Source organism: Pseudomonas sp. T8, assembly GCF_024610635.1.
GTDB lineage: Bacteria > Pseudomonadota > Gammaproteobacteria > Pseudomonadales > Pseudomonadaceae > Aquipseudomonas > Aquipseudomonas chlororaphis_I.
On the sequence record NZ_CP102374.1, the window covers coordinates 2,465,028 to 2,483,862 of the forward strand.

The window sequence follows — 18,835 nt, forward strand, 5'->3', positions numbered from 1 at the left end:
TTCAGTGTGTCGCCGGTCTTTTGACCATTACAACGTCCAAAAGAACATAGCAACAATTTTCATGCCAGCTGTCAGACTTTAGCGCTGAACAACAAGCTGCTCGCATCATTCAAACTATTGGCCAACTTCAGGACTTCTTCGTTGGGGATCTGACGAATCACCTCACCGGAGTCACTGGCAATGACCTTGACGACAACCTTGCCAGAAGGCTCGTCGATCGAAAATTCCAGGTTACGTTTGACCGATTGCACAAACTCTTCAATTTCCTTAATGGCCATTTTCAGTTTGTCCTGCTCGGTTTGCGCACTCTTACTCTCTTCCTTGACAGTCGGCAGCGCCACAACGTCCGCTCGAGGCTTCTCCACAGGCTTGTCAGCAACAGGCGTTGCCGGCTTGGCCGCAGGATAAGACAAGTTCAGCTTCATGCTCATATCCATGTCCATCACCTCTTAAAGTAAAAAGCGAGAGAGCACGACCAGCGCACTCCCCCGCCAAAGCTTAGTCAGCTATTACTGAAGCAGCTTCAGTACTGCGGACGGCAGTTGGTTGGCCTGTGCCAGAACTGCGGTGGAAGCTTGTTGCAGAGTTTGTTGCTTGGTCAGCTGTGCAGTTTCAGCAGCGAAGTCGGTATCTTGTACGCGACCCAGTGCAGCACTGGCGTTTTCGTTGATGTTCTGCAGGTTGGAGATGGTGCTGGTCAGGCGGTTTTGTGCAGCACCGAGGTCAGCACGGCTGGAGTTGATGGTTGCCAGAGCCTTGTCGATCGCGTCGATCGAAGCCTTGGAGCTGGCTTCGGCGGTGGTGCTGTTGTTACCGGTAATGGCGATAGCACCGGAGTTAACACCCAGGGTGGTAGCGTCGAAGCCGCTGGCCAGAGTGATGGTGATCTGGTTGGTAGCACCGGTGTTGGAACCGACCTGGAAGGTCATGGTGCCAGCAGTACCGTCGATCAGGTTCTTGCCGTTCAGGTTGGTCGACTTGGCGATACGAGTCAGCTCGTCCGACATCGAAGCGAATTCTTTGTTCAGTGCAACACGGTCAGCAGTACCGTTGGAGTCGTTTCGTGCTTGAACGGCCAGTTCACGCATACGTTGCAGGATGTTGGTGGATTCCTGCATCGCGCCTTCAGCGGTCTGAGCGATGGAGATACCGTCGTTGGCGTTTTTGATCGCCATGGTCTGACCGCGGATCTGCGAAGTCATACGGGTAGCGATTTGCAGGCCGGCGGCGTCGTCTTTTGCGCTGTTGATTTTCAGGCCGGAAGACAGGCGAGTCATCGAAGTCGACAGAGCGTCGGAAGCACGGTTCAGGTTCTTCTGAACGTTCAACGATGTGACGTTAGTGTTTACTGTTAAAGCCATGACGAATTCCTCGTTGGTTGGGTACTGCGGCTTCCGGCCCTGGCAACCGCCGGGTATGGCCTAGAGAACCTTCGTAATAGTTATCGTCGGCAATGCAAGTTGCTTTAGGGGATTTTCAAAAAATTTTGCCATCAGCGTGCCACCCCTCGTAAATCAAGGGCTCGGCGTTCTTAAGCCGTGGAAAAATGACGCCAGAAAAATGCCGGAGAGGGCCCGAGCGAGGAGGTCGCCCGGGCAGGCAGGAAATATTTCAGTCCGTCGAGAGGGAACGCAGCACTTCAACACATTCGTATTGCAGGTAGTCGGCCAGGGCCAGCCAGTTTTGTTCTTGCTGGCATTCGAACATCAGGCCAAGCAATGCCCCCCAGTCCTGGCGCTGCTCTTGCGACGCGCTATCGATCACCGGCTGGATCGCCCCCATCAACTGGACCATGGTCATGGCCGCCTCGACATCACGCCCCAGGCGAAAGCCCTGGGCGCATTGCTGCAAGCGGGCGATCAACCCTTCGATTCCGCTCATTGGCTGAACTCCGGATGGTAGGTCGTCCCGGCGATCATCGCCCCGTCCCGACTGCTGTTATAGAAGCGCACCCGCGGATGACCGGCGATAAAACGCTCCAGCTCGCACAGGTAACTGCGGAAATTGAGCTGGGTCCTGACCCGCTGGCCATGCCCATCCAGCACCCAGTGCCTGGCCGCGCCCAACTGCGGCCCCAGCTCACCGTCGAGCCAGCCGGCATGGGTCTTGTTCATCGGGAAGGCAAAGTCGGCACCGAACAAAGTGACCTGCTCGGCACCCATTTTTACCGCCAGGTCCAGCGCCGGATGAATCACGCTGCCACCGACATACAGCTGCGCCTTAGGCAACTGCTCGCGCATCCGTGTGTAAATCGGGCTGGCGGAATACCCGACATAACGCGGCCCCTGCCAGAGCGCCAGAATCTGCGGATCAACCATCGGCAGATAAACCAGGGTGATGGCTGCCGATTTTTCTGGCGGCAGGTGCAGGCCGGAAATCCGGTGATCGATGCTGACCACAATGTCCGGCTCGATCCCCTGTTTGAGCAGCGGCCGGTAGGCGGTATCGACACAGATAAACAGAGGGCGCCGGGCTTTGGCGCGAATCTCGCGCAGGCGCTCGAAATGCCGTTCCAGGCTCGGCCCGGTGGCAATCACGAAGACCTCGCGCCCCGGCTGGGTGCCGAACAACTGGGCCACGTCACTGTCACTGGCTACCAGTTCGGCACTCGATTGCAGGCGCTGGGTGACCTCCGGGGAATCGGCCACGAAATCACGGTTATTGAAGGCCAGGTGTACCTCGCTAACCAGACGATCGCGGATCTTGGCGTTGTAGTCATCTGCCAGCACCAGCTCGGAGGGCAAGGCAAAGAACGGCAACTGGATTTCCGCCAGATCACCGGCATACCCCAGTTCGACTCGAGGATCGTTCAACCAGGCCTGCTGATCGAGCAATTGCAGTACCAGCGCAAATACGGCGCCGTTCAGGATGTGCACCTGCAAACGTTGCAGCGCCGGGTTTTCCAGCAGTATCTGCTGCAAGTCGCCCAAGCCGGTGCCGTACAGATGGATCACCGGGCTGTCGGCCGGCAGGCTCGCCGCCTGGGTTCGTGCTTCCGCCGTGCGATCGTGGCGGCTGGTGAGCTGAATGCCGGAAATACTCAAGGTCGAACCCAGGCCTTCGACCAGATCCGCCTGCAACCCGGCACTGTCTTCTGCCAGCAACCGTTCAAGCAGTCGTGGCCAGCGAGCCTGTATTGCCTGGGCATTGCCCTCGAAGCTTTCGCTCATGCTGTCTCGCCTATCTTCATGCAAAAAAATAGCGCTCAGGGTACACCCTGGGCGCTATTTTTGGATGCCGCGGGATCAACTCATGGGCGATAGATAATCGCCGACCCCCAGGACAGCCCCACACCGAAGCCACTCAGGGCCACACGTTGCCACTTCGATTCGAGCACGTGCTTTTCCAGCAGCAGCGGAATGCTCGACGACACGGTGTTACCGGTCTCGACCATGTCCTTGATGAACTTTTCCGGCTCGCCTTCGAAACGGCGCGCCACGGCGTCGACGATCGCCGCACTGCCCTGGTGGATACAGAACGCATCGATCTGCTCCTCCTTCAGGCCCGACTCATCCAGCAACTCGTTCAAGTGCGCCGGGACTTTCAGCAAGGCAAAGTTGAACACCTGACGGCCATTCATGAAAAACACGCCATCGGTGACTTTCAGGTGCGGAGCGCCGGAACCGTCGGTGCCGAACTTGGCCTTGCCCAGCTGCCAGGGAGCGTCTTCGCCCATCCAGGTCGCGGTCGCCGCATCGCCGAACAGCATGGTGGTGTTGCGGTCTTCCGGATCGACGATCTTCGAGTAAGGGTCGGCGGTGACCAGCAGGCCGTTCTTCAGGCCCGCGGCTTCCATGAAGCCCTTGAGCGCGTAGATGCCGTAGACATAACCGGAGCAGCCCAGGGAAATATCGAAGGCCGCGACGTGAGTCGGCAGGCCCAGCTTGTCCTGGACGATAGCGGCGGTGTGCGGCAGACCTTCTTCGTCGCCGTTCTGGGTGACGACGATCAGCGCGTCGATCGACTCGCGCGACAGTTGCGGGTTGTTGGCGAACAGCGCATTGACTGCTTCGACACACAGGTCCGAGGTTTCCTGCGTGGCGTCTTTGCGCGGCAGGAAGGCCGAACCGATCTTGCCCAGGATGAACTCTTCATCCTTCTCGAATTTTGCACCTTGTGCGTAATTGTCTACGCCGGCTACAGGCACGTAGCTCGCAATGCTCTTTATGCCAATCATTACGGCTTCCCAATAATAAACAGCTGAATACCCCGACCACCGGGACCGGGGCTGCCGACAAACAGACATCCTGGCGCCCCTGACGGGCGACAGCGGGAAGAATAGAAGGCTATCACTGCACCGTTTACCGGCCAGGCGCCATCTCCCCGGTCAATACAATACAGTGAAGATGCGCGTTATGACTCGCAGGTCACGCTATTTTGCCGAATCAGCCATACAAACGGCTATTCGACAAATGCCCAATCCAGTGCGGTGCCGCGCTTGAGGGCCTGGCGCGCGCAACGCCCGAGGACTGCGTCGATGTGCTTGGGGGCCAGCCCCAGGCCCGGACGAATGGCCCTGACGTTATCGCTGCTGAACACCTCCCCCGCCGCCATATCGCGGGTGACATAGAGGGAACGGCGGTACAACACCGATTGCCGCTCGGCCTCGGTCGCGCCGTAACGCACCTGGCCCAGAGCCTGCCAGGCACGTTCGGTTTCCACCACCAGGCTGTGCAGCTCCGCCGGCTCCAGGGAAAAACTCGCGTCCACCCCGCCGGCGGCGCGGTCGAGGGTGAAGTGTTTCTCCACCACCGTGGCGCCCAGCGCTACGGCGGCCACCGAAACCCCGACGCCCATGGAGTGATCGGACAAACCGACCTCGCAGCCGAACAGCTCGCGCAAATGCGGGATGGTCAGGATGTTGCTGTTCTCCGGCGAAGCCGGGTAGGTGCTGGTGCACTTAAGCAGCACCAGGTCCTTGCAACCCGCCTCCCGGGCGGCGCGCACGCTTTCGTCCAGCTCGGCGATGCTGGCCATGCCAGTGGAAATGATCAGCGGCTTGCCGGTGGCCGCGACCCGACGAATCAGCGGCAGGTCGGTGTTTTCGAAACTGGCGATCTTGTAGGCCGGCACGTCGAGGCTTTCGAGGAAGTCCACCGCGCTCTCATCGAACGGTGTTGAGAACGCCAGCATTCCCAATTCCCTGGCGCGGGCGAAGATCGGCGCGTGCCACTGCCACGGCGTGTGGGCCTTTTCATACAGGGCATACAGCGAGGAACCGGCCCAGAGACTGGCCGGATCCTTGATGAAGAATTCGCCATGCTCCAGGTCCAGGGTCATGGTGTCGGCGGTATAGGTCTGCAACTTCAGGGCATGGGCGCCGGCCTTGGCCGCGGCCTCGACGATCTGCAGGGCAACGTCCAGCGACTGGTTATGGTTGCCGCTCATCTCGGCAATGATGAACGGCGGCGAACCGGCGCCAATCGAGCGCGAGCCGATCTTGAAACTAGTCATTGGGGTTTTCCTTCGATTCACGCGTAAATTCGCCGGTGGCCGGGTCATCCCCAGCACGGCGCAATGGATTGCGGGTCATCTCGAACAGGGCCGCCGCCACCCGCGATGCGCCCTGCCCGTCCACCAGTTGCCGGGAGCGTTGCGCCAGGCTCTGGCGCAGCGGGTAATCGCCAACGAGCGCCGCGACCGCCTGGCGGATCTGCTCGATGCTCACCTGCTCGCAGGGTCCAAGATAGACATGCATGCCCGCCTCAGCCAACAGCCGGGCATTGGCCTCTTGATTGCCAGCGACGCTGATGCACAGGGTTGGCAGGCCCAGGGCGGCGCGCTCCCAGCTGGTGCCGCCGCCGGCACCGATAAACAGGTCGGCCTCGGCCATCAAGCGGGAAAAGTCGCTGACATAGGCGTGCAAGCGCCAATGCCCGCGACCGGCCGCCAGTTCCTGCATCTGCGCCCAGGCCGGGTTACCGGCCCCGGCGACAAAATCCACCTCCAGGCCGTCGAACGCACTCAAGGCCAGCATCGCCTGGTATGTCTGGCTGGCCGCATCGAAACCGCCGAAATTCACCAGCACCCGGCTCGCCCGCTCGCGAATGGCGATCGGCGGGCAGCGAAACTCCTCGCGCAGCAAGGCGAAGTGCGGCCCCAAGAGCGCCCGGCATTCAGCGTCGATCAGGCCTGCATAGGCCTGCGGTGTGCCGCTGAAATTCTGGTCGAGCAACAGATCAACGGCATGCCGTCGATTGGCCAGGTCATCGATGGCGGCAATCCGCGGTGCCCATTGCCGCGCCGCCTGCTGCCACTGCCAGTCGAGGCCGTAGTGATCGACCAGCACCCAGTCGAATCGCGGCTGATCCTGCAACGCAGCCTGCAAGGCAACGATATCCACCTGCCAGGGCAGCGGCGCCTCGATGTCCTGCGCGCATTCACCCGGATAACTCGCCGGCAGGGCGAACGTCAGGAAACCCAGTTCGGCCAGACGGTCCAACTGCTGCCCGGGCAAGCTCCGGCAAGCGAATGCCACCGTGGCGCCCTGCTCGCGCAACGCTCTGGCCAGGGTCAGGCAGCGGGCGATATGGCCACTGCCAATGGCCGGCGAGGCATCGGCCCGGATCAGCACCCTCACTCCAGTTCTCCACCGGCTTTCAGCGCCGCATACAGGTACTCCGCGCGCAGCCAGTCTTCCTCGGTGTCGATGTCCTGCACCAGATGGCGCGGCAGGATCACCGGCAGGCTGAGTGGGGAAAACACCAGGTCGCCGCGCAGCCAGGCCTCGCTGCGCCCCCAGTAGAACTGCCCGGCATCCTGATAGGCCGGCGGCAGGTCCTGGGAGCGCGTGTTGCGAAACTCCGGATAAAGTGAGGTCAGCGCGCCCTGCTCGTCGAGGGTCAGGGCCCGCTGCACCGGAAACGCGAAGCTGCACACGGAAAACGCGAAGGACTTCTCAGGATGAGCCTCCAGCGCCGCCAGGCCCTGGCGCAGGTAGCGCAGCTGCAGCAAGGGCGCGGTGGCATAGATGCAGCAGGTGTAATCGAAGGTCTCGCCACGCTCGCGCAACGTATTCAAGGCATGCACGATCACCGGCCCAGTGCCGGTGAAATCGTCCGCCAGCTCGGCCGGGCGCATGAACGGCACCGTGGCGCCGCTGGCCCTGGCCAGCTCGGCGATCTCCGGGTCGTCGGTACTGACCAGCACCTGATCGAACAACCCGGAGCGCAGCGCCGTCGCAATCGAGCGGGCAATCATCGGCACACCGTCGAACGGCTTGAGGTTCTTGCGCGCGATGCGTTTGCTGCCGCCACGGGCGGGAATGATGGCGATGGCACTCAAGGCTGGGCGGGCTCCTGGATAAGCTGGCGCAATTGCTCGACCACATACGTCTGCTGCTCATCCTCCAGCGCCGGAAACAGCGGCAGGCTGATGGCCTCGGCGTAGTAGCGCTCGGCCTCGGGGAAATCCCCCGCGGCGAATCCCAGGTCGCGGTAATACGGCTGCAGATGCACCGGGATGTAATGCAGATTGACCCCGACCCCGGCCTCGCGCAATGCCTCGAATACCTCGCGATGGGAGCGGCGGATGCGTTCGGGTTGCAAGCGCACCACGTACAGATGCCATGCCGACTGCGCCTGCTCCTGAGCCTGCGGAAGGGTCAGCGGCAGATCGGCCAGCAGGTGGTCATAACGGGCCGCCAGCTGCCGGCGCCTGGCAATGAACGCGTCGAGCTTGTCCAGTTGGGACAAGCCCAGGGCCGCCTGCAGATCGGTGATGCGGTAATTGAAGCCCAGCTCGGTCTGCTGGTAGTACCAGGGTCCGTGGCTGGGCTCGGTCATCTGCGCCGGGTCGCGGGTCATGCCGTGGCTGCGCAAGCGCCGCAGGTGGTCCGCCAGTTGCGGGCTGTTGGTCAGGACCATGCCGCCCTCGGCGCTGGTGATGATCTTCACCGGATGAAAGCTGAACACCGTCATCGCCGCGAATTCGCCACAGCCCACCGGCCGCCCGGCATAGGAGGCACCCACCGCGTGGGAGGCATCCTCGATCAGCACGAAGCCATAACGCTGCGCCAGCTGCGCCATGGCGCGCATGTCGCAGCTTTGCCCGGAGAACGCCACCGCCACCACCACCTTGGGCAGGCGGCCCGTGCGTTCGGCGGCCTCCAGCTTGTGCGCCAGCGCCCGGGCATCCATGTTCCAGGTGTGCGGATCGATATCGACGAAATCCACCTCGGCGCCGCAATAACGGCCACAGTTGGCCGAGGCCAGGAAGGTATTGGGCGTGGTCCACAGCCGGTCTCCCGGTCCCAGCCCGGCGGCCAGGCAGGCAATGTGCAAGGCCGCCGTGGCGTTGCATACCGCCACCCCATGGCCGGCCTCGCAGCGGGCTGCCATGGCCTGTTCGAAGCGTTCGATGGTCGGCCCCTGGGTCAGCCAGTCGGACTGCAGCACCGCGACCACCGCATCGATGTCCGCCTGGTCGAGACTCTGGCGCCCGTAGGGAATCATGCCGACAGCCCGGCATGCAGCTCGGCGATCTGGCCCACCGAGAGAAAATGCGGATTGGTGTCGGAGCGGTATTCGAACTGCTCGTCCACCGGTCGCCCGCGCTCGCCCAGGCCGTCCACGGCGAAATCGACATTGACGTTGGTAAAGCGGATCGACGGCTGGATGGTGTAGTGATCGGCGAACTCCAGGGTCATGCGCGCGTCATCCAGCGGCACCATCAGCTCGTGGAGTTTTTCCCCCGGACGAATGCCCACCTGCTTGTGCGGCAGGTTTTGCGCCATGCCACGCGCCAGGTCGACGATCCGAATCGACGGGATCTTCGGCACGAAGACTTCACCGCCATGCATGCGCGAGAAGCTGTCGAGCACGAACTGCACCCCGTGATCCAGGGTGATCCAGAAACGGGTCATGCGTTCGTCGGTGATCGGCAGCTCGCGGGCGCCTTCGGCGATCAGCTTGCTGAAGAACGGCACCACCGAACCCCGGGAGCCGGCCACGTTGCCGTAGCGCACCACGGCAAAACGGGTCGGCTGGTCGCCGGCGATATTGTTCGCCGCGACGAACAGCTTGTCCGACAGCAGCTTGGTCGCGCCATACAGGTTGACCGGGCTGGCCGCCTTGTCGGTGGACAGCGCGACCACTTTCTTCACGCCATTGTCGATGGCCGCGGCGATAATGTTTTCCGCGCCGTTGACGTTGGTGCGGATGCACTCGGTGGGGTTGTATTCCGCGGCCGGCACCTGCTTCAGGGCCGCGGCGTGCACCACATAGTCGATCCCGCGCATGGCCTGGCGCAGACGCTCGGCATCGCGCACGTCGCCAAGGAAATAACGCATGCAGGGCGCATTGAAGGTCTGCTGCATTTCGTACTGTTTCAGTTCATCGCGGGAGAACACCACCACCCGCTTGGGCTGGTATTGCTCCAGCAGACGCCGGATGAAATTGCGCCCGAACGAACCGGTGCCGCCGGAGATGAAAATCGATTTGCCGTTGAACATGCCTTGAGTCCTTTTTCCTGTCAGCCAGGCTTATGCGAGCAGCTGCGCCCAGTCGACACTGGCAGGAGCGCCAGGGGTGAAGCCCTTGCCGCTCCGGCTCAGGTTCTGGTTGTAGGCCACATCGTGCTCGAAGCGGGCCTGCCATTTGTCACGCAGCGCCGCCGCGGCCTGGGCATCGTCCGCCAGGGTGCCCGGATGGAGGATCTGCACCTGCGGGGTCCAGACCGTCAACAGCCCGGCATCGGCGACCTTCAGGCACAGGTCGACATCAGCGAATGCTTCGGCGAAATGTTCTTCGTCCAGGCCGCCGACGGCGTTATAGACGTCCTTGCGAATCATCAGGCAAGCGCCGGAAACCGCCGAATAGTTCTGTTCGGCCAGCAAGCCGTTCAGGTAGCCACTGGCGCCTTTCGGCTCACCGGCGAATGCCGCGCCCAGATGCTCGTTCAGCCCGAGCACCAGGCCGGCCGAGGTGGTCCCACCCTTGGCATCCACCAGGCGCGCGCCGACGATCCCCACTTCCGGCCGCTGCGCCTGATTGAGCAGGCTCTCCATCCAGTCGGCATTGACCACTTCGCCGTCGGCCGCCAGCAGCACCAGGTAGTCGCCGCGGGCCTCCTGGCTCGCCGCGTTGTACAGCGCCGCGCCGCTCAGGCGCTGCGGGCTGCGCAGCACGCGGATACGATCGCCCTTCTGCTCCAGGCTGGTGAGCCAGTCGGCCAGTTCTGCGGACTGGCTATGGTTGTCGGCGATGACCACTTCGTAACGCTGGTAGCGCGTGCGTTGCAGCACGCTGACCAGGCAAGGCTGCAACTGCTCCAGGTTGTCTTCGCTGCGCAGGATGATCGAGGCCAGCGGACGTTCGCCATGACCGTAGTTGATCTGGTAGACGCCGGTTTGCGCCGAGCTGACCTGGGCCCGGTAGCCACGCTTGCCCAGATGACGGGTCAACACCTGGCTGTACTGGGTGTTCTCCTCTGCTGTCGGGGCCTGGCCGAGCAACAGCGGTTCGGCCAGGTGGGCCAGGCCCGCCAGCCCGCCGTCTTCGATCAGGCGCAGCAGCAGGTCGTATTCCATGGCTTGTGGAAAGGCCGTCGAGTAGCCGCCGGCAGCCGCCAGCACATCCCGGCGAATCAGCCAGTGGCCGGCCATCATGTCCGGCACGCTTTGCAGCAGGTCGAGGTTGATACCCGGGCGGAACACATCCTTCAGCGCGCCATCGGCGCCGTAGTGGATTTCGTCCATGGCCACCGCGCGGCACCCTTGCGCGCCGAGCAGTTCCAGGCTCGCGCGCAGCAGGCCGCTGGCGGTGAAACGCTCGCCGGCACGGGCCAGGAGCAACCAGTCACGGGAGGATTGCGCCGCGACCTGGTTGATTCGCTCCACATAGTTGCTGGTGCTGACCTTGACGAAATGCACAGTGTCCTTGGCGGTGGTGGTCGCCGGCAGGTCGCCCGTGGTGAAGACCACCACCTGGAAGGAGCGGCAATGGCCGTTGACCAGGCTGTCGAAGGTCGCCTGCAACTTGACCATGTCCGCGTCGAGGTCGAGCAGCAGGATGCCGAAGCTCGGTCCACCGTTGTGCCGGGCCAGGTGCTCGTTGATCGCCTTGAGCTGCTGCGCCTCGGGGTTGCGCGCCTCCAGCCACTTCAGCAGGCGACCCGAAGGCATGTTCTCCAGCAGCCCCGGGCCGTCCTGGAAAGGCACCGACGCCAGGCGCTCGGCCCAGGCCTGCAATTTGCGGGCATCGTTCTGCTCCTCGGAGTCCTGCTCCGTGGAAGCCTGCAGCGAGGCCGCCAGACGCCGGACCACCTCAAGGTTGAACAGGTTGCACGACAGCGCCTCCCACAAGCGGCTGCGCAGGGTGCGGTCGGTGTCGTTGGGTTGTACCTGCATCAGTTCCTGCTGCTTGAGCAGTACGCCTTCAAGCTCCTGGAGCTGCAGGCGGCCAGCCGGCATCGCATGCATGAGGAATTCGAACTCGGTCAACAGGTCGAACATCGGCTTGTTGTAGAACGGCATCTCGACGAACTGCTCCGGGCCGAACGAACGCACCGGCTCGGCCCCGGGCTCGACCCAGGCCGAACGGAAAATCATCTTGCCATTGAGCGAGCGCCCGGTGAGCAGGCACTCGGCCATGGCCCTGAAGCTGTCCAGGGCAAGCTGCTTGGCCTGTTGCGGCCCCTGGGCGCTCAAGCCGGTGGGCAACGACGCCAGGAACCCGGCGAACTCCTCGCGCTGGGCCACCGACTTGGCGTCGCCGTAGGTCAGCACCGTCAACACATCGGTGTTGTGCTCCGAGGCGTTGTAGTTGACCTCCCGCACGGCGAACGGGATCGGCAGGATCCGTGCCTTGGCCGAGGCCAGCAGGAAGAAGGTATGGCCGATTTCCTGCCATTCGAAGCTGGTCCCCGGCGGCAGCAGGCTGTACCACTGTTGCAGCAGGTCGGTGCGGGTCACCGCGTAGAACGGCGGCAGGAAATGGCCCATGAACGCCATGACCCGCTCGCCGGCATCTTCCGAGGCGTAGTCCTCGATCACCCGGCAATCGCGCCGGTAGTAGTTCACCTCGGCGGCGCGGGCCAGGTACATCATCCCGTAGCCGTGGCACAGGCCGTAGTCGGGGTTGGCTTCGAGAAACTCCACCGACTCGGTCAGCGCGCCATGCAGCAGGAAGTCGTCGTCGGCGGCAAACACCATGTACGGCGTCGTCACCTGCCCGACACCGTAGGTCAGCTTGTCCTGCAGGCCCTTGTAGGTGTACTGCGGCAGATGCCGGTAGTCGACCTGGGGGAACTGCCCGGCCAGGCTTGCGTCGGCGTGCAGCGAAGAGTCCAGAACCAGGATCTTGCAGGGGTAGGTGCTGTAGTACTGCAAGGTGCGGCGCAAGAACGCCTTGCGATTGTGGGACATCACCACCAGCGTGAAACGCTCGCTCAACGGTGCGCTAGTGTTTTGAGCCTTGTCTTGAACCTGCATCAGTGTTTCCCCACAACCGGCAAAGTGCTGTTACCTGCAAACCATTGAATTCAACGAACGCGACGCAGATAGCCATCCGGCGCCACGGTGATCAGCAGCTTGTTCTGCATCTGGTAGTCGATCTCGAAGTCGCGGTTCTCTTCCAGGTAGGCCCAGACCGCGGTTTTCGGGTTGTCGCCCGGGCCCCATGGACGGTCCGGGAAGAAGTCCGCCGGCATATCCTCGACCACGGTGTCCATCACCACGCAGTAGCTGTCCACCGACACCAGCGGCGCATACAGGCGCAGCTCTTCGAGCACGTGCTCGTGGGTGTGGTTGGAGTCCAGGACCAGGATGACTTTCTTGCCCGCGGCCGCGGCACGCACCTGCTCGGCAATCGCCGGATCGATACTCGAGCCTTCGATCATCTTGATCCGCTTGCTCATCGGATGGCTTTCGATGGCTTCGCGGTTATGGGCGCGGATATCCAGGTCGATGCCCAGCACTTCGCCGTGGCCCTGCAGTTCGAGCAGCGAGGCGTAGTAGATGATCGAGCCGCCGTGGGCGATGCCGCATTCAATCACCAGGTCCGGCTTGACCCGCCAGATGATCTCCTGCATGGCCATCATGTCCTGGGGCAGCTGGATGATCGGGCGGCCCATCCAGGAGAAGTGATAGCTGTACTTGTGGCCGGCGGACTCGTTGAAGAAGTCGCGCGCCAGGCCCTTGAGTTTCTGGTCTTCGCCCTGGGCGCGGATCTGCTCCTGGCACTCGGCTTCGAAGGCTTGGTTGATGCTGTTGTCGGTCATGGTCGGGTCTCAATAAACGTCATTGGAACGAAGCGCTGTCGACTGCGTGATAGACATAACGCCCATCGGTCATGCGCTTGATTTCGTCGAGATAGTTGGAATTCATCACAAACAGGTTGGCGCCCTCGGGCAAGGTCGCCATGACCTCTTCGGGGGACGACACGCGGGCGCCGCTCAGGGGCAGATAACGGCCCTGCTTGGCCGGATTGATATCCACCACCTGGTCCACCGAAACGCCCGCGCGCTGTAGGAACAGCGAATAGATCACGCCCTTGGACGACGCGCCCCAGATCGCCGAACCCGCCTCGGGCTGGGCCTGGATGATCTGCTTGGCGCGCTCGATGCTGGCGGTGAAATCCAGCGGCATCTCCAGGCGCTCGACCGCTGTCTCGCCCGGCTCACGCAAGGTGCCGAGGTCGGCCACCACGTACAGGTACTGGCCGCCGAACAGGTGACCGGCTTCGTGCACGGTGCCGAACATCCGCCGCAGGTCATCCAGGCGGAAGTAGTTCACATGCTCGTAGAACACGTCGAACCAGGCGCGATGCTCGACGATCCAGTCGAAGCACGGCACTTCGATGTAGATCTGCCCGCCCTGGTTGGCCTCGGCCATCTCCGCCAGGAACGCCCGCGGGTCGGCGATATGCTCCAGCACATGGCGCAACACCACGGCATCGGCCGACAGGCCCAGGCCACGGGTAAAGGGCGCCTTGATCACATCGGCGTTATCGCCCTCGTAGGCCGGGTCGATGCCGGTAATGCGGTAGCCCCGCTCACGCAGCAGCTCGAGGAAATAGCCCTTGCCGCAACCGACCTCGATCAACTCGCGGCCCTTGAAATGCCGGGCGATGATGCCCTCGACATCCTGCAGGTGGCGCTGGAACTGCGCCGAGTGGGCCTGCTCGTTCTGGTAGTCGCTGTCGTAGCTCAGCTTGTCGGGGTCGAAAGCCTGGTTGAAGATCAGGCCGCTCTCCTCGTCCTGCACCAGCACCATGTCGGCAGAGGCCGACGCCCTGGCGCTCTGCGCGTCGGCGAAGGTGCGGTTCTGCAGCACCGGCAGGTCCATGACCCGATACAACTCATGCCCCATGTTCTGCTCCCAATAGTTGTTGCAGGCGCTGGTTCGCCCCCCAGAACGCCATGGGCTCATGGGCGGGATAGGGGTAATGCCCCAGGTTCAGGCGGATCATCGAGCCGCGCTCGCGCACCCGTCGTTCGACCAGCGCACGAACCGATATCGGCTGGCCGCTGGAACAGTTGACCACCCCGGAAAAATCCCGCCGTTGCAGCAGCGCCGCAAGGCTGGCGGCGGCGTCCTCGATGGCCAGGTAATCGCGCAGCTGTTCGCCGGCGGACATGTCGAACACCGCATCGCCGGCGTCGATCGCCCGGTCCAGGGCGGCCAGCAGGCTGTTGGGGTTCTGCCCAACACCATGCAGATAGAACAGCCGCGCCCATTGCAAGGTGAAAGGCAGCTGCTGCTGCAGGTTTTCCAGGAACAGCCGCAGGCTGTGCTTGGCCAACCCATAGGGATTACTCGGCTGCGCCGGTGTCTGCTCGTCGAGCGGACCGCTCTGCATACCGTATTCGAAACAGGTACCGGTGATCATGACCTGGGGCACGCCCGCCTCGACCGCGGCCTTGATGAACCGGTAGTCGGCCATCAGGTTGTGCTCGAGATGGAACAGCGCCTTGTAGTTCGGCAGCCCCGGCCAGGCCAGGTGCGCCAGGGCATCGACGCCGTCGACCAGGGAGGCGATATCGCTATCGACGGCATGCACGTCCGCGGCCACCCGCTCCACCGCTCCAGCCCAGGGCATGGCGGCCAGCTTTTGTGGATCACGAGCCAGCGCCCGCACCTGGCAACCACGGGCCAGCAAGGCGGCGACCAAATGCCGACCGACAAACCCGCTGGCCCCGGTGACCAGTACCTTCAAGCCACTCACAGCAGCTTCAACTCGGGCACGGCGATCACGAAGCGCCCGCCCCACTGCCGAACGTGAGCCAGCTGCTCGCTGACTTCCGACAGCAGGTTCCACGGCAGCACCAGCACATAGTCCGGGCGCTCGCTGTCGATACGCTCTGGCGCAACCACCGGAATCCGGCTGCCAGGCAGGAACTTGCCCTGCTTGTGCGGGCTGGCGTCGGCGACCCAGGCCAGCAGGTCCGGCTTGACCCCGGCGTAATTGAGCAAGGTGTTGCCCTTGGCCGCGGCGCCGTAAGCCACCACGCGCTTGCCTTCGGCCTTGGCCTGGAGCAGGAAGCGCAGCAGCTCATGCTTGATCCGCTCGGCGGCCGGCGCCAGGGTTGCGTAGTACTCGGGGGTCTTCACGCCCGCGTCGAACTCGGTTTGCAACTGCTGCTGCACCGCCGGTTGCACGGCGCGGCGTTCGCCGTCCTTGCGCTGGACGAAAACCCGCAGCGAACCGCCATGGGTCGGCAGCTGGCTGACGTCGAAGACTTCCAGTCCGTTGCGCTCGCACAGTGCCTGCACCGCGGTCAGCGACAGATAGGAATAGTGTTCGTGATATAGGGTGTCGAACTGCGCGCCGGCCATCAGCGTCAGCAGTTGCGGGAATTCGAAGGTGGCCACGCCGGTCGGCTTGAGCAGCGTCGCGAAACCACCGAGGAAATCGTTGATGTCCGGTACATGGGCCAGCACATTGTTGGCCGCCATCAGGTCCGCCGCCCAGCCTTGGTTTTTCAGCTGCGCGGCGGTGTCGCGACCGAAGAACAGCTCACGAATCTCCAGGCCTTTTTTCCGCGCGGCTTGCGCGGTGCTGCGGGTCGGCTCGACGCCCAGGCATTTGATCCCGCGAGCGGCCACGTACTGCAACAGGTAACCGTCGTTGGCGGCGACTTCCACCACACGGCTGTCAGCCGTCAAGCCAAAGCGCTCGACCATCTCGGCCACATAGCGCTCGGCGTGGGCCAGCCAAGTGCTGGAGAACGAACTGAAATAGGCGTATTCGGCATCGAACAGGCTTTCGGCGCTGGTGTAATCCTCGGTCTGTACCAGCCAGCATTGCTGGCACACGGCAACCTTCAGCGGCACCCATTGCTCGGCCTGTTCAAGACGCTCGGCATGCACATAGGCGTTGGACGGTGGTGAGGTGCCGAGGTCGATCAACGGCAGGCTCAGCGGTGCGGCGCACCCACGGCAGTTCATAGACGCACTCCAGCAAAGTGTTGATCGAGCGCGGGATGGCTGGAATCCCGGGCCGACAGATTATTGACAGGCAACGGCCAGGCAATCGCCAGCCGTGGATCGTTCACCGACAGACCGCCCTCGTGCTCCGGCGTGTAATCAGCGCTGTGCAGGTAGAGCAGCTCGGCGTCGTCGGTGAGGGTCTGAAAACCGTGGGCGAATCCGGCCGGGATCAGCAGGCTGCGGCCATCGCCGGCCTTCAAGTGCTCGGCGTGCCAGTGCAGAAAGGTCTCGGAGTCCGGACGCAGATCCACCGCCACATCCCACACCTCGCCGCGCAGGCAGGTAATCAGCTTGGCTTCCGGCGCATTGGCGTTCTGGTAATGCAGACCGCGCACACTGCCCTTCTCGCGGGTACAGGAATGGTTGATCTGGCGGATATGAAACTCGCTGCCGAATGCACTCAGACTGCCTTCGCAGAACAGCCGGGCGAAGTGTCCGCGCTGATCTTCGAAGCGTTTGTGCTGGACGCTGAACAGCCCGGCCAGCGGCAGCTGTTTCAAGGAAAACTCGCTCACAGCGCGCCCCGGTACAGGTTCAGTTGAGCGAGGGTCACAGCGCGCATGTCGTCGCCACGCTGCCAGGCCAGGTGCCAATCCAGGGTCTGCGCCAGGCATTGCTGCAGCGACCAGCGCGGTTGCCAGGCCAGCAGCTGGCGTGCGCGGCTGCTGTCCAGGCGCAACAGGCCGGCCTCGTGCAGGTCGCTCGGTTCGATGCGCAAGCCGGGGGCCGCCGGCCAGCGCGCGGCCAGCAACTCGACCACTTCGCCGACGCTGCACATGTCCGCTTCGCTTGGCCCGAAGTTCCAGGCCCCGGCGAACTGCGGCCCTTGTTCGTAGAGCCCGGCGGCCAGTTGCAGGTAGCCGGCCAGTGGCTCCAGGGCGTGCTGCCACGGGCGCACCGCCTGTGGGTAGCGCAGGGTCACCGGCTCGTCGGCCGACCAGGCCTTGAGCACATCGGGAATCAGCCGTTCCGGGGCAAAGTCGCCGCCGCCCAGCACGTTGCCGGCACGCGCCGTGGCCAGGGCCAGGCCGTGTTCGGCGTACTTGTCGGCCGGGAAGAATGAGGCGGCATAGGACTGCGCCAGCAATTCGCAGCACGCCTTGCTGCTGCTGTAGGGGTCATGCCCACCCAGGGCTTCGTTTTCGCGGTAGGGCCACAGCCATTCCTGGTTGGCGTAGACCTTGTCGGTGGTCACCAGCACGCAGGCGCGCACGCCGCCGACCTGGCGGATCGCTTCCAGCAGGTTCAGGGTGCCCATCACGTTGCTCGAGTAAGTACCCAGCGGGTCACGATAGCCCTCGCGTACCAACGGTTGCGCCGCCAGGTGCAGGACGATTTCCGGCTGCGTCTCGGCGATCAGCTCCAGCAAGGCGCCAAGATCGCGCAGGTCGCCACGCTGGTCGTTGATGCCCTCGGCGACCCGCGCCAGCTCGAACAGGCTCGGCTCGGTCGCAGGGTCCAGGGAAAAACCGCTGACTTCGGCCCCCAGGCTTTGCAGCCACAGGGTCAGCCAGCTGCCCTTGAAGCCGGTGTGGCCGGTCAGCAGGACCCGCTTGCCGCGCCAGAATTGCGGGCTCAGTCCCATTGCTTCCATGGGGCCTCCCCACTCTGCCAGAGCTGCTCCAGGTGGTTCTTGTCACGCAGGGTGTCCATCGGATGCCAGAAGCCGTCGTGCTGGAAGGCGTGCAACTGGCCTTGTCGGGCCAGGGTGGTCAGCGGCTCTGCTTCCCACACCGTGTCGTCGGCGCTCAGCAGCGGCAACACCTTGGGCGACAGCACGAAGAAGCCGCCGTTGATCCAGCCACCGTCACCGCGGGGCTTTTCGGTAAAGCCCAGGACGCTGTCGCCGTCGCGCTCCAGAGCACCGTAACGGCCGGGCGGCTGCACCGCGGTGACGGTCGCGTGCTTGCCGTGGGCCAGGTGGAAGTCCACCAGGGCGCCGATATTCAGGTCGGACACACCGTCGCCGTAGGTGAAGCAGAAGGCTTCTTCGTTCTCCAGGTAACGCCCGGCCCGGCGCAGACGGCCGCCGGTCATGGTTTCCTCACCGGTGTCGATCAGCGTCACGCGCCAGGGCTCGCTGTAGTTCTGGTGAACGTCCATGCGGTTTTCCCGCATGTCGAAGGTGACATCGGAGGTGTGCAGAAAGTAGTTGGCGAAGAAGTCCTTGATCGCGTACCCCTTGTAGCCCAGGCAGATCACGAAGTCGTGAATGCCGTGGGCGGAGTACTGCTTCATGATGTGCCAGAGAATTGGCTTGCCACCAATCTCGATCATCGGCTTGGGCTTGAGATGGGACTCCTCGCTGATGCGCGTACCCAGGCCACCCGCCAAAATAACTGCCTTCATCGTCTCCCCTCTTGTTCGTCACAGGGCTCTGCCAAGCTGTACCGAGCTTTTTGCGGG

At 63.3% G+C, this 18,835-nt stretch carries 17 protein-coding genes and 1 pseudogene; all 18 read right to left on the bottom strand.

Annotation, left to right across the window (positions count from 1 at the left end):
- Nucleotides 1–71 precede the first annotated feature (71 nt).
- Nucleotides 72–437 carry a flagellar protein FlaG gene (locus NRG23_RS11030; RefSeq protein WP_009047695.1) on the bottom strand — a complete coding sequence of 122 codons (366 nt, stop codon included), beginning with the start codon at nt 435–437 and terminating at the stop codon, nt 72–74.
- Between the two features lie 72 nt (nt 438–509).
- The gene (locus tag NRG23_RS11035) at nt 510–1,361 is read right to left on the bottom strand and encodes a flagellin domain-containing protein (RefSeq protein ID WP_009047694.1); all 852 of its coding nucleotides are present in this window, start codon (nt 1,359–1,361) and stop codon (nt 510–512) included.
- 250 nt (nt 1,362–1,611) lie between these two features.
- Nucleotides 1,612–1,881: a hypothetical protein gene (locus NRG23_RS11040; RefSeq protein WP_028681933.1), complete on the bottom strand. Its 270-nt coding sequence runs from the start codon at nt 1,879–1,881 to the stop codon at nt 1,612–1,614.
- Nucleotides 1,878–3,170: a motility associated factor glycosyltransferase family protein gene (locus tag NRG23_RS11045; RefSeq protein WP_257374616.1), complete on the bottom strand. Its 1,293-nt coding sequence runs from the start codon at nt 3,168–3,170 to the stop codon at nt 1,878–1,880. The genes NRG23_RS11040 and NRG23_RS11045 overlap by 4 nt, the downstream gene beginning before the upstream one ends.
- Before the next feature lie 80 nt (nt 3,171–3,250).
- The gene (locus NRG23_RS11050; protein WP_009047691.1) at nt 3,251–4,177 is read right to left on the bottom strand and encodes a ketoacyl-ACP synthase III; all 927 of its coding nucleotides are present in this window, start codon (nt 4,175–4,177) and stop codon (nt 3,251–3,253) included.
- Between the two features lie 224 nt (nt 4,178–4,401).
- Nucleotides 4,402–5,454: a pseudaminic acid synthase gene (pseI, locus tag NRG23_RS11055; RefSeq protein ID WP_016702260.1), complete on the bottom strand. Its 1,053-nt coding sequence runs from the start codon at nt 5,452–5,454 to the stop codon at nt 4,402–4,404.
- Nucleotides 5,455–5,536: 82 nt separating this feature from the next.
- Nucleotides 5,537–6,580, bottom strand: a pseudogene (gene pseG, locus NRG23_RS11060) (UDP-2,4-diacetamido-2,4,6-trideoxy-beta-L-altropyranose hydrolase); the annotation flags it as partial.
- Entirely contained in the window at nt 6,577–7,284 is a 708-nt protein-coding gene (pseF, locus tag NRG23_RS11065) for a pseudaminic acid cytidylyltransferase (RefSeq protein ID WP_009047688.1), read from the bottom strand. The pseudogene pseG and the gene pseF, both read right to left, overlap by 4 nt.
- Nucleotides 7,281–8,453 carry a UDP-4-amino-4,6-dideoxy-N-acetyl-beta-L-altrosamine transaminase gene (gene pseC / locus NRG23_RS11070; protein ID WP_103331172.1) on the bottom strand — a complete coding sequence of 391 codons (1,173 nt, stop codon included), beginning with the start codon at nt 8,451–8,453 and terminating at the stop codon, nt 7,281–7,283. The genes pseF and pseC overlap by 4 nt, the downstream gene beginning before the upstream one ends.
- A complete protein-coding gene (pseB, locus tag NRG23_RS11075; protein WP_009047686.1) occupies nt 8,450–9,451 on the bottom strand; it encodes a UDP-N-acetylglucosamine 4,6-dehydratase (inverting) in 1,002 nt (333 codons plus the stop codon). The genes pseC and pseB overlap by 4 nt, the downstream gene beginning before the upstream one ends.
- 30 nt (nt 9,452–9,481) lie before the next feature.
- On the bottom strand, nt 9,482–12,430 hold the full coding sequence (locus NRG23_RS11080; RefSeq protein ID WP_257374618.1) for a TIGR00180 family glycosyltransferase: 2,949 nt from the start codon (nt 12,428–12,430) through the stop codon (nt 9,482–9,484).
- A 50-nt stretch (nt 12,431–12,480) separates the two neighbouring features.
- Nucleotides 12,481–13,218 carry a cephalosporin hydroxylase family protein gene (locus NRG23_RS11085; RefSeq protein WP_016702264.1) on the bottom strand — a complete coding sequence of 246 codons (738 nt, stop codon included), beginning with the start codon at nt 13,216–13,218 and terminating at the stop codon, nt 12,481–12,483.
- Nucleotides 13,219–13,237: 19 nt separating this feature from the next.
- On the bottom strand, nt 13,238–14,308 hold the full coding sequence (locus NRG23_RS11090; protein ID WP_009047683.1) for a class I SAM-dependent methyltransferase: 1,071 nt from the start codon (nt 14,306–14,308) through the stop codon (nt 13,238–13,240).
- Complete coding sequence (locus NRG23_RS11095; RefSeq protein WP_029526187.1) at nt 14,298–15,155, bottom strand: NAD(P)-dependent oxidoreductase; 858 nt, start codon at nt 15,153–15,155, stop codon at nt 14,298–14,300. Before NRG23_RS11095 ends, NRG23_RS11090 begins: the two co-directional genes overlap by 11 nt.
- A gap of 5 nt (nt 15,156–15,160) precedes the next feature.
- A complete protein-coding gene (locus NRG23_RS11100) occupies nt 15,161–16,387 on the bottom strand; it encodes a class I SAM-dependent methyltransferase (RefSeq protein WP_016702266.1) in 1,227 nt (408 codons plus the stop codon).
- Nucleotides 16,384–16,944 carry a dTDP-4-dehydrorhamnose 3,5-epimerase gene (rfbC, locus tag NRG23_RS11105; protein ID WP_007922673.1) on the bottom strand — a complete coding sequence of 187 codons (561 nt, stop codon included), beginning with the start codon at nt 16,942–16,944 and terminating at the stop codon, nt 16,384–16,386. The genes NRG23_RS11100 and rfbC overlap by 4 nt, the downstream gene beginning before the upstream one ends.
- Complete coding sequence (rfbG, locus tag NRG23_RS11110) at nt 16,941–18,023, bottom strand: CDP-glucose 4,6-dehydratase (protein ID WP_029526189.1); 1,083 nt, start codon at nt 18,021–18,023, stop codon at nt 16,941–16,943. Before rfbG ends, rfbC begins: the two co-directional genes overlap by 4 nt.
- Nucleotides 18,005–18,778: a glucose-1-phosphate cytidylyltransferase gene (gene rfbF, locus NRG23_RS11115; protein WP_009047679.1), complete on the bottom strand. Its 774-nt coding sequence runs from the start codon at nt 18,776–18,778 to the stop codon at nt 18,005–18,007. Before rfbF ends, rfbG begins: the two co-directional genes overlap by 19 nt.
- Between the last annotated feature and the right edge of the window lie 57 nt (nt 18,779–18,835).